Below are 11541 nucleotides of genomic sequence, written 5' to 3'. Positions count from 1 at the left end.
AATTTCGTTTATTTCGACTATAAACGCTAGCGGCGTAAGAGATGCCAGAAATGTGCGTTGCTTTTGGGAGAGACATCATGACCACCGCCGATCTTGCTCGGAGCATTCTCCCGGATGAGAAAGCAATCGCTGCGGCTACTGAATCAAGCCGTCAGATCGCTGCTTTCGTTTCGACGAAGCTGGATACTCAGCGTATTGAACTGGTTGACGAGGCCCAGCAACGCCAGGTCGTTGAATTACCTACGCTCGCGCTTAAATTGCTCGGGGACATACTCAGCGAGCTGGCCTTAGGCAACACCGTGAAAGTAGTGCTGATTCACGCAGAGCTGACGACCCAAGAATGCGCCGACATGCTCAATGTCTCGCGTCCTCATCTCGTTAAACTGCTAGACGAAGGCCAGATTCCACACACCAAGACCGGTAGTCATCGACGCATTAAGTTCACCGACCTCATGGTCTACAAAGCTGACCGTGATAGGGCGAGTCAGGACGCTATGGAAGAACTGGCTGCGCAAGCCCAAGCGCTTAACATGGGGTATTGATGAGACATTCACCGTTCACTGTCATCTACGATGCTTGTGTTCTGTACCCCGCACCTCTGCGCGATTTGCTGATGCAACTGACCCTCACTGGAGCGTATCGAGCGCGCTGGTCCGAGCAGATCCATGATGAGTGGACGAGAAACGTGTTGAAGAACCGTCCCGACCTGACAAGCGCGCAGCTTGATCGTACTGTCGAACTCATGAATCGGGCAGTTCCTGACTGTCTTGTAAAGGACTATGAGCCTTTGGTGAAAGGGCTCGACCTACCAGACGAAGACGACCGGCATGTCTTAGCCGCTGCCATCAAATGCGGTGCTTCGGTCATCGTCACCTATAACCTCAGGGACTTTCCTGCTGAAATCCTCAAGTGCTTCGAGATTGAGGCGTTGCATCCCGACGTCTTCCTGTCCGACATATGGGACTTGGATCAAGCAGCTGTGCTTGAAGCAGCCCGAAGACAGCGTGCTTCTTTGAAGAACCCTACCCATACGCCCCGCGAGCTACTCGATACGCTGCTTAAGCAGCAGCTCCCCGAGCTCGTTAAGCATCTCTCCAACTTCGAGTCATTGATCTGACCCCTGCTAGGGCCAGAGCACTAGGACGATAGATACGGGCCTTGTTTGGAACGGGATATCACCAACAAAAAGGCCCCTGACCGGGGCCTTTTTCATGCTCAGGCGGCGGGCGGAAAGTCCACTTCGGTCGCCGCCAGGTTGTTGAGGTAGTTGGTCAGGGTCAGCAGGCTGACCTGCACCACCACCTCGACGATCCTGGCATCATCCAGACCGGCTGCGCGGGCGGCCTGCAACTGCTCGTCATGCAACTGGCCACGCTGCTCGGTCACCTCTCGCGCCAGGCGCGCCACGGCGTTGAGCGTACCCGCCCGGGCGGCGGTCAGCTCCGCAGCGGTCAGGCCGGTCTTGCCACCGAAGAATTCATGGGCCGCCAGGCAATAGTCGCAACCATTGACCGCCGAGGCCGCCAAGGCCACCACCTCGCGCTCCTGGGCGCTGAGTCCGCTCCTGCCCAGCGCCTGGGCCAGCGCCAGATAGCCTTTGAGCGCTGCCGGCGAATGCGCCAGGGTTGCGAAGGCGTTGGGTAGGAAACCGAGGCCTTTCTGGATGCCCTGCAGGGCGGTTTGCGCCTCGGCGGAAGCCTGGTCGAGGGTAAGGGGGGCGATACGGGTCATGAGGGTGCTCCTTGGGTTGCGGCCTGGTCATCAGGCGTGGAACCAGATTAGGCGGAGCGACTTGACGCCTGGACGCCCAGCGTCCAAACATCGCGACAGATCGTCCAAATCGGTGCCTCATCCATGGATCGCCTCGCCGTCTTGCTCGACCACTTCGCCTTCACTGCGGACAGCTACCACCAGGGCGCCTTCTGTGGCGTGAGCCGCCATGCGGACGGTGAAGCCACCGGCCAGGTCCACCTGCTGCGCGGCGGACGCCTGAGCTTCGCAACCGCACGGGGCGAGCGGCAGGACCTGGTCGAGCCCAGCCTCATGCTGGTGATCCGTCCGCGCGCGCATCAGCTGAGCACCCCGGACGATAGCCCTGCCGAGCTGGTGTGCGCCTCGCTGGCCTTTCGCGGTGGCCCGGATAACCCGCTGACCCGCGCCCTGCCGGATTACCTGGTCAGTCCACTGCGCCAGCTGCCAGGTCTCGCCGCCAGCGCCGACTGGCTGTTTGCCGAGGCCTTTGGCAACGACTGCGGGCGCAGCCTGGTGCTCAACCGCCTGTTCGAACTGATGATCATCCAGCTGCTGCGTGAACTGCTGACCCGCCCCAGCGCCACGCCTGGCATGCTCGCCGGCCTGGCGGATCGCCGGCTCGCGCGTGCCCTGACCGCCCTGCACGAACGACCCCAGCAAGCTTGGACCGTAGCCGAGCTGGCGGGCCTGGCCGGCATGTCACGCGCGGGTTTCGCCGCACATTTCCAACGTGTCGTCGGCAGTGCCCCAGGCGACTACCTCACCCGCTGGCGCATCGCCCTGGCGCAACAGCGCCTGCAGCAGCGCCGCCCCCTGGCGCTGATCGCCGACGAGGTCGGCTACGAAAGTCCCTCGGCCCTGGCCCGCGCCTTTCGTCGCATCATTGGCGCGAGCCCGACCGAATGGCAGCGGGCACAGGCCTAGGCCTTGCCGACAGCCGCCCCATCCCGCCACTCCACCACCAGATCCGCCCGCGCCCGGTCGCCGTCGATCAGGCGCGCATTGGGCTCGTCGGTGCTCGCCACCCAGGCCTCCGCGTCCGCGCGGCTGCGGCCGAAGTGCATGTGCCGGGCGACCAGCCGCTCGCGACGCTCCGCGGGATCGACGCGCACGTACCAGCACTCGTCGAACACCTCGGCCACATCGCTCCAGGGCGCCTGGGTCAAGAGCAGGTAGTTGCCCTCGCTGATCACCAGTTGGGTCTCGGCGTGGACCGGGATGGCATTGGCGATGGGTTCTTCGATCTCGCGATTGAATAGCGGCGCATAGACGGTCTCGCCGGCCACCGGCGTCTTCAGCCGCTGCAGCAGGGCGCGATAGCCGCGTGCATCGAAGGTGTCCGGCGCGCCCTTGCGTTGCGCGCGATCCAGACGCGCCAGCTCGCGATTGGCCAGGTGATAGCCGTCCATGGGCACCACCACGGCGCGCGCGCCGAGCGCCGCCGCCAGCAACTCGGCCACGGTCGACTTGCCCGCGCCCGGAGTGCCCGCGATGCCCAGCAGGCGACGTCCACCCTGGGCCAGTAGCGCCTCGGCGCGAGCCAGGAGTTCGGCGGGAAGTTGCAGGCCATCGACCGGACGCTGACTGCTCATGCCGGCACCTCCGGCAGTGAACGGATGGAAACGGCAGGCAGGCACGGGAAAACGGTCATGGCGGAGGTTCCGGCAGTGGGGATCGCGGCACGCTAGCACCCAGCAGAGCTGGTCGTCGACTTGGAGGCTGTGCCGGCGGAAAGCGATCACAGTCTGCAGCCATACGAGCGGATCACCGCTGCGCCCCCTCGGCATCCACCCGGCGCTCTCGTACACTCCGCTTCCAATCGGCCGCAGGCCGCCGTGTGCCTCATACAAAGGGATTTGGTCGCCATGAAGAAACCGCTACTTACCACCCTCGCCGGCGTGACCCTGGTGGTCGTCGGTACCGCCGTGGGCGGCGCCTGGTACACCGGTACCCGGCTGGAAGGCGAATTGCGCCAGGCCGCGAGCCAGGCCCAGCTGGCCCTGCAGGCGCAACTGCCCGAGTACCCCTTGCAGCTGCAGCTGGTCGAGCTGCAACGCGGTGTCTTCAGCAGCACCGCCACCTTCAGCCTGACCGTACAGGCCGAGGATCGGCCGCCCGTGGAGGTACTGCGGGTGCTCGACGACATCCAGCACGGTCCCTTCCCCCTGACCCGCCTCAAGTCCCTGCAGCTGGCGCCGGTCATGGCGGTCAACCGCTTTACCCTGGCGCGTACGCTGCTCACGGCCGATCTCTTCACCCTGGCCAAGGGCGCCGAACCCGTGCAGCTCGACGCCACCCTGGGCTACGACCGTGCGGTGGACGGCGGCCTGACCCTGGCCGCCCTGCACCTGGACCAGCCCCAGGGCGCGGTGGCCTTCTCCGGTCTGAACGCCACCTTCCACACTGACATGGAGGCCAGCCGACTGCGTCTGGACAGCACGGTCGGCCAATTCAGCCTCAATGTGCGCACGCCGGATGGCTGGGCCAAGCTGGAGACCGAAGGTTTCGGGCTGACCGGCGACAACCGCCGCAATGCCGATGGCTTCTGGCTGGGCCCGGGTCAGCTGCGCCTGGGGCGCCTGCTGCTGGCCATGCCCGGCAAGCCCGCGGTGGAGCTGCGGGACCTGCAGCTCCAGGGCGACACCCAACAACAGGGCCAGCAGCTGGCGGGGACGCTTAATGCCAGCCTCGGTCGACTCGACATCGCCGGCCAGACCCTGGGCAAGGCGAGTCTGAGCAGTCACTACAGCAATCTCGACAGCCCGGCTCTGGCTCAGCTCAATGCCCTGCTGCAGCACCTGCAGCTGGATACCGAGCAGGGTCTCGATCCCACCACCCAGGCGACCCTGCAGCAGCACCTCGGCGATGTGCTCGCCGCGCGCCCTCAACTGGTGGTGGATGACCTGCGCTTCGATACCCCCGGCGGCAGCAACCACCTGCGCCTGGACCTGACCCTGGCCAAGCCGGCGACCTACGATCTGCCGCCCGAGCAACTCGCGGCCCAACTGCTGGCCGGTCTCGATGCGCGCCTGTCGGTGGCGCGGGGCAGCCTGGTGGATGGCGTCCTGTTCCAGGCGGGCGCCCAGCGCACCCAGCCGGCCATGCAGCAGCAGGCCCAGGCCACCGCCGAAGCCCTGGCCGGCATCGGCCTGAACAGCGGCCTGCTCAAGGCCGAAGGCGAGGATCTGGTGGCCACCCTGAATTACAGCGCCGGGCGGCTGATGCTCAACGGCCGGGAGGTACCGCCGGAACAGCTGCTGGCCCTGCTGGAACGCCCGCAACCCACGGCACCCGCCAAACCCCAGGGCAAGGCGCCGCAGCGCTAGTGGATGTTTGGGCTGTTGGGCTTCGGCGATAGAACTGCCTCAACCCAACCTACGTAGGGTCTTGTAGGTTGGGTTGAGCAAGGCGAAGCCCAACGATGCTCGTCACCGCTGGCCGTTGGGCTTCGACGATAAAGCCGTCTCAACCCAACCTACGCAGGCTCCGTAGATTGGGTTGAGCAACACAAAGCCCAACGCCCCAACCGCCCTACTTCAACTCCAGCCCGCCACTGGCCTTGTTCAGCTCGCGCAGGTGGTTGCCGAGCAGGTCCAGGTTGGCTTCGGTCAGGTCCAGGCCGTCGCGGGCCTCTGGCGAGAGCAGCTGGCGGACCTCGTTGTTGAGGGTGTCTCTGAGGCTGCGCAGGTGCGCCTGGCGCTTCTGGCTCTCGGCGGTCAGTTGCTCCCACTCGCCCGGTTGCGGCAGGCCGTAGCCGTCGGTGCCCAGCAACTCGGCGGGGCGGCTCAGGTAGCCGCTGTCCTTGAGGATCTGCTCCAGGGCGCCACCGGCCTTGCCGAAGCGTGCCTTGTCCACCGCGTCCTCACCCAGGTAGCGATCCTTGAGCTCGGTCTGCGCCTGCAGCAGCGCCCGGCGATAGGCTGCCTGCTCCAGCAGCAGCAAGGCGGCGCTGGCGCGCAGATCGGCGCGCTGGAATTGCTCGCGGCGCTGCTGGGGGGTCAGCGCCAGCCAAGCCTCGACGTCCGCCTGGGGCAGGTTCAGGCGCTGCCTGGCCACCTTGAACATCGCCTGGAAGCGCTCGCGGAAGCTGTCGAAGCGATAGCCCAGCCGCAGCGCCTCGCGCGGATCGTCCAGCACCGAGGTGTCCACCAGATCCTTGAACCTGAGCGCATCCATCAGCCCGGTGGGGGTGATGACATCGAGCTGGGCAGCGGCCAGGCGCGGTACCCCGTCGTGCAGGAGCTTGAAGGTCTCCACCGCGCAGTTGTTGGTGACGAAGTAGTACTGGCCGTCATAGCTCCAGTGCACCTGGGCGGTCCGCTCGAGGAAGTCGGCGATCTCCGGACGGGTCAGCTTGAGCGGCACGGATTGCAGACCGCGCAACTCCACCTTGGTGTACTCGTCCACCACCTGGGCCAGCGGCAGCACGAACAGCCGCGACGGATAGGAACCGGTCAGGCCGCGCCAGCTGGAGAGCTGGACATCGTTGACGAAGGCGCGGAACGACAGCACCAGGTGGTATTGCAGGTCTAGCCGACAATCCGGACCCCGTGGCCGACCGGGGGCGCAGACCACCAGGCGCAGCATGCTGTGGCCCCAGCGGCTCATGACCTGCTCGTTGCCCTCGGCCAGCAGGTAGTCGACCGCATAGACCCGCTCCGGATCGAGCCAGCCCAGGGGTGCCTCGCCGAAGTCGTTGCCGGCGTTGAGATAGGGATAGCGCCCCGGACAGGCATCGTGCGCCGGCGACCAGCCGAAGTGCTCGGCGAAGTAGCGCTGCAGCGCCGGCCGCCGGCAGGCGTAGCTCGGGTCGAGCAGAAAGTACTCCAGGTTCACCGCCACGAATTCCTTCGGGTTGGTGACTTCATAGAGATCGGGACTGCGGGCGATGAAGAGATTCTTGGACTCGCGATTGCCATGCTTGCGCGTCTTCACCTGCCAACCGGCCAGGTCCAGCAGCCGCGGATCGTCGGACAGGGTGTAGCTGCGCCCGGCCTGGCCCTGGCATTTCACCGGCAGCTGGTCGGAGGTCAGCCCCAGGCCGCCGCAGGAGAGGATCAGCTGGCGCTGCTCGGGCGTCCAGACGCGCTCGCGGTCATAGAAGTGGGTCAGCTCGTGCAGCACCGTGGCCAGCAGTTCGCGGTGCTGGGTGCCGTGGGGGCGGCCGGTCTGGATGCGGGTGTCGCTGCCGTCCACCAGACTGGGCAGCAGGCGGCGATTGAGTAGCAGGTTGCGCCGATCCGCCTCGCCATAGGCTTCTTCCAGCAGCTCGCTGCTCCAGCGCACCGGGATGCGCTCGTCCAGCGCCGCCTTGAATTTGGGTGGCAGCAGGGCCTGGGCTTCAGCCAGCAGTTGCTGGGTCGCCTGGATCTGCGCGGGCGTCAGGCCCTGGGTGTCGAGTTCGAGGTGCAGGGCGGCCTGGGCCCCGCCAAGGGCCAGGCCGGCCGCGAGGCCAGCCAGCCACTGCCGCAGCCGGCCGGCGCGGTTCTTCACAGTGCCAGGATGGCCTGGGCCAGCTGCAGGTCGTTGGCCTGGCGCGCAGCCGGGAACTGGTCGCGCAGGCTGCGGAAGGCTTCTTCCAACTGCACGCCACGGATGTCGCCGTCGGTGGCGACGAAGCTGGCGGCATCGCCACGCGCGGCCTGGATCATCTTGGCGTCGCGGATGGAGGTGGTGGTGTCGGAGGTGAAGTCGATGCTGCGCTGCAGCGCCCGCACCACGATGTTACTGGTGGCCACCAGGGTCTGGGCCTGAGCCAGGCTCGAAACGCCCAGGGTCAGGGCAGCGGCGATAAGCAGGGAACGGCGCATGGATACTCCAGGGATGTCACGGAATTGAAACGGACTACTGACTCAGAATCGCCTGGGCGAGTTCCCGGTCGGAGGCGTGCAGCGCCGGATCGGCCGCGCGCAGGGCTCTCAAGGTTTCTTCCAGCTGGGCACCGCGCAGGGCGCCATCGGTGGCGACGAAAGCCGCGGCATCGTCACGGGCCGCCAGGACCAGCTTGTTCTGGAAGGGGCCGGTGGTGAGCTGGCTGGTGCCGTAGATGGTCTTGACCAGACCCTCGGTGGTGGAGTCGAACGCCAGGACCGGCGTGGCGAGACAGAGGCCGAGCAACAGCGCGGCAGAACGACGGATATGCATGGATGACGACCCTCCGGTGGCAGATGGTCGCCAAGGCTAACGCAGCCCCCCGTTCCGGGCTAGCAGCCACGGGGTACGGGGGTATCGCGGTGTTGCGCGTCAGATGGCGAGAATCGCCTGGGCCAGCTGGTCATCACTGGCCTGACGCAGTTCGGGCGCCTGGCTGCGCAGGTGGTCCAGCGCCGCTTCCAGGCGTACGCCGCGGATGTCGCCGGCGCTGCCAACGTAGGTGGCCGCATCGTCACGGGCTTCCTGGACCAGCTTGTCGTTCTTGAAGGAGCCGGTGATGGACGAGGTGGTGTCGGACGTCGCGTCGATGGCGTTGACGATGATGTCGGTGGTGACATAGAAACTCGACGCCGAGGCGGCGGTGGACAGGCAGAACAGCGCCGCGGCGGCGCCCAGGTGCAGGGTTTTCATGGGGGACTCCCGTCTGGATAGGCTTGACTGAGACTACCGCCAGCCCGAGGAAGTCGCACTTCGGCGCAGATTTTCACTCCCGCCAGAAGGGCTTGCCGCCTTCGCGGTACTGATCCGCGAGATTCAGTCCCAGATCGGCCAGGGCGCGGCTGTCTAGTTGCTGCAGTTGCCGTCGGCTCTGGACCCGCGATCGCCAGCGGACGAGCAGCTCGCACAGGTGGCGTAATCCACGCCGGTGAATGACGAAACGGGCAAGGGCGATACCGGGCGATAAGCGATCCATGGCGAGATCCAGCGAGGTGGCAGAGGAGTCTCAGCTTCGCCGCTGACGCCGGAGCGAACCACTTACAGCTGCGCTACACTGTATCCGTACAAAATTAAAAATTTCTAATCTGTACCTGTCGCTACTGTCCGGACCGCTCTAGCACGACGGACTGCGCCGGTTGGAAGGCACACGGCTGTATCCCCGCCCTGCGGCGTATGCCTGATCTGCCCGAGTCGCTACAATCGATCCTTTCAGCGCCCATTCGCGAGAGGCACCGCCATGAGCTTCAAAGTTTTCGTCGACGGCCAGGAAGGCACCACCGGCCTGCGTCTGCTGGACTACCTGACCGGCCGTTCGGACATCGAACTGCTGCGCATCGACGAGAGCAAGCGCAAGGATCCGGCCGAGCGTGCGCGCTTCCTCAATGCCGCCGACGTGGCCTTCCTCTGCCTGCCCGATGCCGCCTCCCGCGAAGCGGTCAGCCTGGTGACCAATCCCAACACCTGCATCATCGACGCCAGCACCGCCTTCCGCACCGACAGCAGCTGGACCTACGGCCTGCCGGAATTGGCGCCCGGTCAGCGCGAAGCGCTGCGCGCCAGCAAGCGCATCGCCAACCCCGGCTGCCACGCCACTGCCTTCATCCTGCTGGCCCGGCCGCTGGTGGATGCCGGTCTGCTGGCCCCGGACACCCCGCTGTCGGCCTTTTCCCTGACCGGCTACAGCGGTGGCGGCAAGCAGATGATCGCTGCCTACGAAGCCGGCGGCGATGCGCGTCTGCTGAGTCCGCGCCCCTATGCCATGGGCCAGGGCCACAAGCACCTGCCGGAAATGCGCGTGCAGAGCGGTCTGACCGCCGCGCCGGTGTTCAGCCCCATCGTCGGCCCCTTCCTCAAGGGCCTGGCGGTAACCATCCCGCTGCACGCCAGCCAGCTGCGCCCGGGCACCACCGCTGTCGATCTGCAGGCGGCGCTGGCCCGTCAATATGACGGCGAAGCCTTCATTCGGGTGGCCCCGGTGGCCGCCGAGGAGGAGCTGGACAATGGCTTCTTCGACGTCCAGGCCAGCAACGACACCAACCGCGCCGATCTCTTCGTCTATGGCAATGCCGAGCGGATGACGCTGGTGGCGCGCCTGGACAATCTGGGCAAGGGCGCGGCGGGCGCGGCGGTCCAGTGCATGAACGTGCACCTGGGCGCCGACGAGGGTCTGGGGCTCGCCAGCGGCCGCTAGTCAGGGCGCCGGCTTTCTGCTCGGCCGGGGCGAACCTTTTTCCTGGCGCCCCGTCTGAACTGCTGAACGGTTTGGATAGCCGTTCTGCTCCTTTGCTGTTTAGTGTTGGCAGATGCTGGACCCCTGCTTGGCGGTCCAGTCTTGAACTCCGGACTTCTCCCCTCCCCCGATGGAAGTCCGGAGTTTTTTTATGCCTCGGCGGCGGGCTCGTCGAGGCCCAGCCAGCGGGCCAGCACGCGCTGGGCGTCTTCCACGCCCTGGCGCTTGGGCGCCGAGAACAGCTGGATGCTGGCGGTATCGCCCCAGCCCTGGCGTATGTCGCGCTGCACCTTGAGCAGGGCATTCTTCTGCGCCCCGAAGGCCAGCTTGTCGGCCTTGGTCAGCAGGATGTGCAGCGGCATGGAACTGGCCTGGGCCCAGTCCAGCATCAGGCGGTCGAATTCGGTCAGCGGATGGCGGATGTCCATCATCAGCACCACGCCGCTGAGCGAATTGCGGCTGCTCAGATAGGCCTCCAGGTGCTCCTGCCAGTGCTGCTTGAGCGGGATCGGCACCTTGGCGTAGCCATAGCCGGGCAGGTCCACCAGACGCCGCTCGTCGTCGAGGCTGAAGAAGTTGAGCAGCTGGGTCCGCCCCGGCGTCTTCGAGGTACGCGCCAGATTGGCGTGGGTCAGGGTGTTGAGCGCACTGGACTTGCCGGCGTTGGAGCGACCGGCGAAGGCCACTTCCAGGCCGCTGTCGAGCGGGCACTGATCGACCTTGGCGGCGCTGATGAGAAAGGACGCCTGCTGGCACAGACCGACGATGGGATTCTTGAAGCTGGACATGGGGGTACTCGCGAGCGCGCGGCAAAGCCAGCAGTATATCGGATGCGCCGGGCGAGAGCCGTGCCCCCGGCAACCTGAACGAAGCCTGAACATGGCCGGCCTCGGGCGCGTCGGCGACTAGGCGCGGCGATGCACCCGGCTACAATGCCCGCAATCCGTCATGCCCGGTTGGTGGGCGTGCCTTCTTCCAGGAGTAGTCCCATGCGCAACCTGCTTTTCTCCGCCGTGTTCGCCGCCGCCAGTCTGTTCGGCGCGGCCGCCCATGCCGACGACATCCAGGCCGGCAAGCAGTACACCGAACTGAGCAGTCCGGTTCCGGTGTCCGAACCCGGCAAGATCGAAGTGGTTGAGCTGTTCTGGTACGGCTGCCCGCACTGCTACGCCTTCGAGCCCACCCTCAACGCCTGGTCCAAGAAGCTGCCCGACGACGTCACCTTCAAGCGCGTGCCGGCCATGTTCGGTGGCGTCTGGAACGTCCATGGTCAGCTGTTCGTGACCCTGGAAGCCATGGGCGTGGAAGCCAAGGTGCACGACGCCGTCTTCGCCGCCATCCACAAGGAGCACAAGAAGCTCGCCACACCCGAAGAGATGGCCGACTTCCTCGCCACCCAGGGCGTGGATCGCGACAAGTTCCTCAGCACCTACAACTCCTTCGCCGTGAAGGGTCAGGTGGAAAAGGACAAGAAACTGGCCATGGCCTATCAGATCACCGGCGTACCGACCATGGTGGTCAACGGCAAGTATCGCTTCGACCTGGGCTCCTCAGGTGGTCCGGACGAAACCCTGAAGGTCGCCGACTTCCTGATCCAGAAAGAACGCGCCGCCAAGTAAGCTTCATCCGCCGCCGCGTCCTGCGGCGGCGGCTCCTCAGTTCGTCCCGCCCAAGCGGCCTCTGGTCGT

At 65.8% G+C, this 11541-nt stretch carries 14 protein-coding genes; 6 read left to right on the top strand and 8 right to left on the bottom strand.

Features of this window, described 5'->3' with window-relative positions:
• Positions 1–77: 77 nt before the first annotated feature.
• The gene (locus FEZ61_RS12655) at positions 78–542 is read left to right on the top strand and encodes a helix-turn-helix domain-containing protein (protein WP_173148890.1); all 465 of its coding nucleotides are present in this window, start codon (positions 78–80) and stop codon (positions 540–542) included.
• Complete coding sequence (locus FEZ61_RS12650; protein WP_173148888.1) at positions 542–1117, top strand: PIN domain-containing protein; 576 nt, start codon at positions 542–544, stop codon at positions 1115–1117. The genes FEZ61_RS12655 and FEZ61_RS12650 overlap by 1 nt, the downstream gene beginning before the upstream one ends.
• Positions 1118–1215: 98 nt before the next feature.
• Here FEZ61_RS12650 and FEZ61_RS12645 read toward each other — a convergent pair whose 3' ends face one another.
• On the bottom strand, positions 1216–1731 hold the full coding sequence (locus FEZ61_RS12645) for a peroxidase-related enzyme (protein WP_173148886.1): 516 nt from the start codon (positions 1729–1731) through the stop codon (positions 1216–1218).
• A gap of 123 nt (positions 1732–1854) precedes the next feature.
• On the opposite strand from FEZ61_RS12645, the gene FEZ61_RS12640 reads away from it, so the two are divergent.
• Positions 1855–2676 (top strand): AraC family transcriptional regulator, encoded by an 822-nt coding sequence (locus FEZ61_RS12640; protein WP_173148884.1) that lies wholly within the window; start codon positions 1855–1857, stop codon positions 2674–2676.
• Here FEZ61_RS12640 and FEZ61_RS12635 read toward each other — a convergent pair.
• Positions 2673–3344, bottom strand: a complete 672-nt coding sequence (locus FEZ61_RS12635; RefSeq protein ID WP_173148882.1) for a nucleoside/nucleotide kinase family protein — start codon at positions 3342–3344, stop codon at positions 2673–2675. The two genes, FEZ61_RS12640 and FEZ61_RS12635, sit on opposite strands and share 4 nt — an antisense overlap.
• A 273-nt stretch (positions 3345–3617) precedes the next feature.
• Between FEZ61_RS12635 and FEZ61_RS12630 the strand changes: the two genes are divergently transcribed.
• The gene (locus FEZ61_RS12630; RefSeq protein ID WP_173148880.1) at positions 3618–5078 is read left to right on the top strand and encodes a YdgA family protein; all 1461 of its coding nucleotides are present in this window, start codon (positions 3618–3620) and stop codon (positions 5076–5078) included.
• Positions 5079–5283: 205 nt separating this feature from the next.
• Here FEZ61_RS12630 and FEZ61_RS12625 read toward each other — a convergent pair whose 3' ends face one another.
• The 5 genes from FEZ61_RS12625 to FEZ61_RS12605 form a co-directional block, all read right to left on the bottom strand.
• The gene (locus FEZ61_RS12625; RefSeq protein ID WP_178121545.1) at positions 5284–7224 is read right to left on the bottom strand and encodes a DUF4105 domain-containing protein; all 1941 of its coding nucleotides are present in this window, start codon (positions 7222–7224) and stop codon (positions 5284–5286) included.
• Between the two features lie 17 nt (positions 7225–7241).
• Complete coding sequence (locus tag FEZ61_RS12620) at positions 7242–7562, bottom strand: DUF2388 domain-containing protein (protein WP_007160025.1); 321 nt, start codon at positions 7560–7562, stop codon at positions 7242–7244.
• Between the two features lie 34 nt (positions 7563–7596).
• Entirely contained in the window at positions 7597–7896 is a 300-nt protein-coding gene (locus tag FEZ61_RS12615) for a DUF2388 domain-containing protein (RefSeq protein WP_037006567.1), read from the bottom strand.
• Positions 7897–7995: 99 nt separating this feature from the next.
• Positions 7996–8316, bottom strand: coding sequence for a DUF2388 domain-containing protein (locus tag FEZ61_RS12610; protein WP_007160027.1), 321 nt, complete (start codon positions 8314–8316; stop codon positions 7996–7998).
• Between the two features lie 73 nt (positions 8317–8389).
• The gene (locus FEZ61_RS12605) at positions 8390–8599 is read right to left on the bottom strand and encodes a DUF1127 domain-containing protein (RefSeq protein ID WP_064307700.1); all 210 of its coding nucleotides are present in this window, start codon (positions 8597–8599) and stop codon (positions 8390–8392) included.
• A gap of 261 nt (positions 8600–8860) precedes the next feature.
• Between FEZ61_RS12605 and argC the strand changes: the two genes are divergently transcribed.
• A complete protein-coding gene (argC, locus tag FEZ61_RS12600; protein ID WP_173148877.1) occupies positions 8861–9814 on the top strand; it encodes an N-acetyl-gamma-glutamyl-phosphate reductase in 954 nt (317 codons plus the stop codon).
• A gap of 188 nt (positions 9815–10002) precedes the next feature.
• On the opposite strand, the gene yihA is transcribed toward argC, so the two are convergent.
• On the bottom strand, positions 10003–10641 hold the full coding sequence (gene yihA, locus FEZ61_RS12595; protein ID WP_173148875.1) for a ribosome biogenesis GTP-binding protein YihA/YsxC: 639 nt from the start codon (positions 10639–10641) through the stop codon (positions 10003–10005).
• A gap of 201 nt (positions 10642–10842) precedes the next feature.
• Between yihA and FEZ61_RS12590 the strand changes: the two genes are divergently transcribed.
• The gene (locus FEZ61_RS12590) at positions 10843–11472 is read left to right on the top strand and encodes a thiol:disulfide interchange protein DsbA/DsbL (RefSeq protein ID WP_017639243.1); all 630 of its coding nucleotides are present in this window, start codon (positions 10843–10845) and stop codon (positions 11470–11472) included.
• The last annotated feature ends 69 nt before the right edge of the window (positions 11473–11541 follow it).

The organism is Pseudomonas sp. MS15a(2019), assembly GCF_013277805.1.
GTDB classification, from domain to species: Bacteria; Pseudomonadota; Gammaproteobacteria; order Pseudomonadales; family Pseudomonadaceae; genus Chryseomonas; species Chryseomonas benzopyrenica.
Note: the sequence above shows the minus strand (reverse complement) of the source record. Positions and strands in the feature narration are given on the sequence as shown.

Bases quoted from the DNA above. Each gene is read 5' to 3' on its own strand.
- FEZ61_RS12590 (WP_017639243.1), top strand. From the start codon at position 10,843: ATGCGCAACCTGCTTTTCTCCGCCGTGTTCGCCGCCGCCAGTCTGTTC.
- FEZ61_RS12605 (WP_064307700.1), bottom strand. From the start codon at position 8,599: ATGGATCGCTTATCGCCCGGTATCGCCCTTGCCCGTTTCGTCATTCAC.
- FEZ61_RS12640 (WP_173148884.1), top strand. From the start codon at position 1,855: ATGGATCGCCTCGCCGTCTTGCTCGACCACTTCGCCTTCACTGCGGAC.
- FEZ61_RS12620 (WP_007160025.1), bottom strand. From the start codon at position 7,562: ATGCGCCGTTCCCTGCTTATCGCCGCTGCCCTGACCCTGGGCGTTTCG.
- FEZ61_RS12610 (WP_007160027.1), bottom strand. From the start codon at position 8,316: ATGAAAACCCTGCACCTGGGCGCCGCCGCGGCGCTGTTCTGCCTGTCC.
- FEZ61_RS12635 (WP_173148882.1), bottom strand. From the start codon at position 3,344: ATGAGCAGTCAGCGTCCGGTCGATGGCCTGCAACTTCCCGCCGAACTC.
- FEZ61_RS12645 (WP_173148886.1), bottom strand. From the start codon at position 1,731: ATGACCCGTATCGCCCCCCTTACCCTCGACCAGGCTTCCGCCGAGGCG.
- FEZ61_RS12650 (WP_173148888.1), top strand. From the start codon at position 542: ATGAGACATTCACCGTTCACTGTCATCTACGATGCTTGTGTTCTGTAC.
- FEZ61_RS12630 (WP_173148880.1), top strand. From the start codon at position 3,618: ATGAAGAAACCGCTACTTACCACCCTCGCCGGCGTGACCCTGGTGGTC.
- FEZ61_RS12655 (WP_173148890.1), top strand. From the start codon at position 78: ATGACCACCGCCGATCTTGCTCGGAGCATTCTCCCGGATGAGAAAGCA.
- yihA (WP_173148875.1), bottom strand. From the start codon at position 10,641: ATGTCCAGCTTCAAGAATCCCATCGTCGGTCTGTGCCAGCAGGCGTCC.
- FEZ61_RS12615 (WP_037006567.1), bottom strand. From the start codon at position 7,896: ATGCATATCCGTCGTTCTGCCGCGCTGTTGCTCGGCCTCTGTCTCGCC.
- argC (WP_173148877.1), top strand. From the start codon at position 8,861: ATGAGCTTCAAAGTTTTCGTCGACGGCCAGGAAGGCACCACCGGCCTG.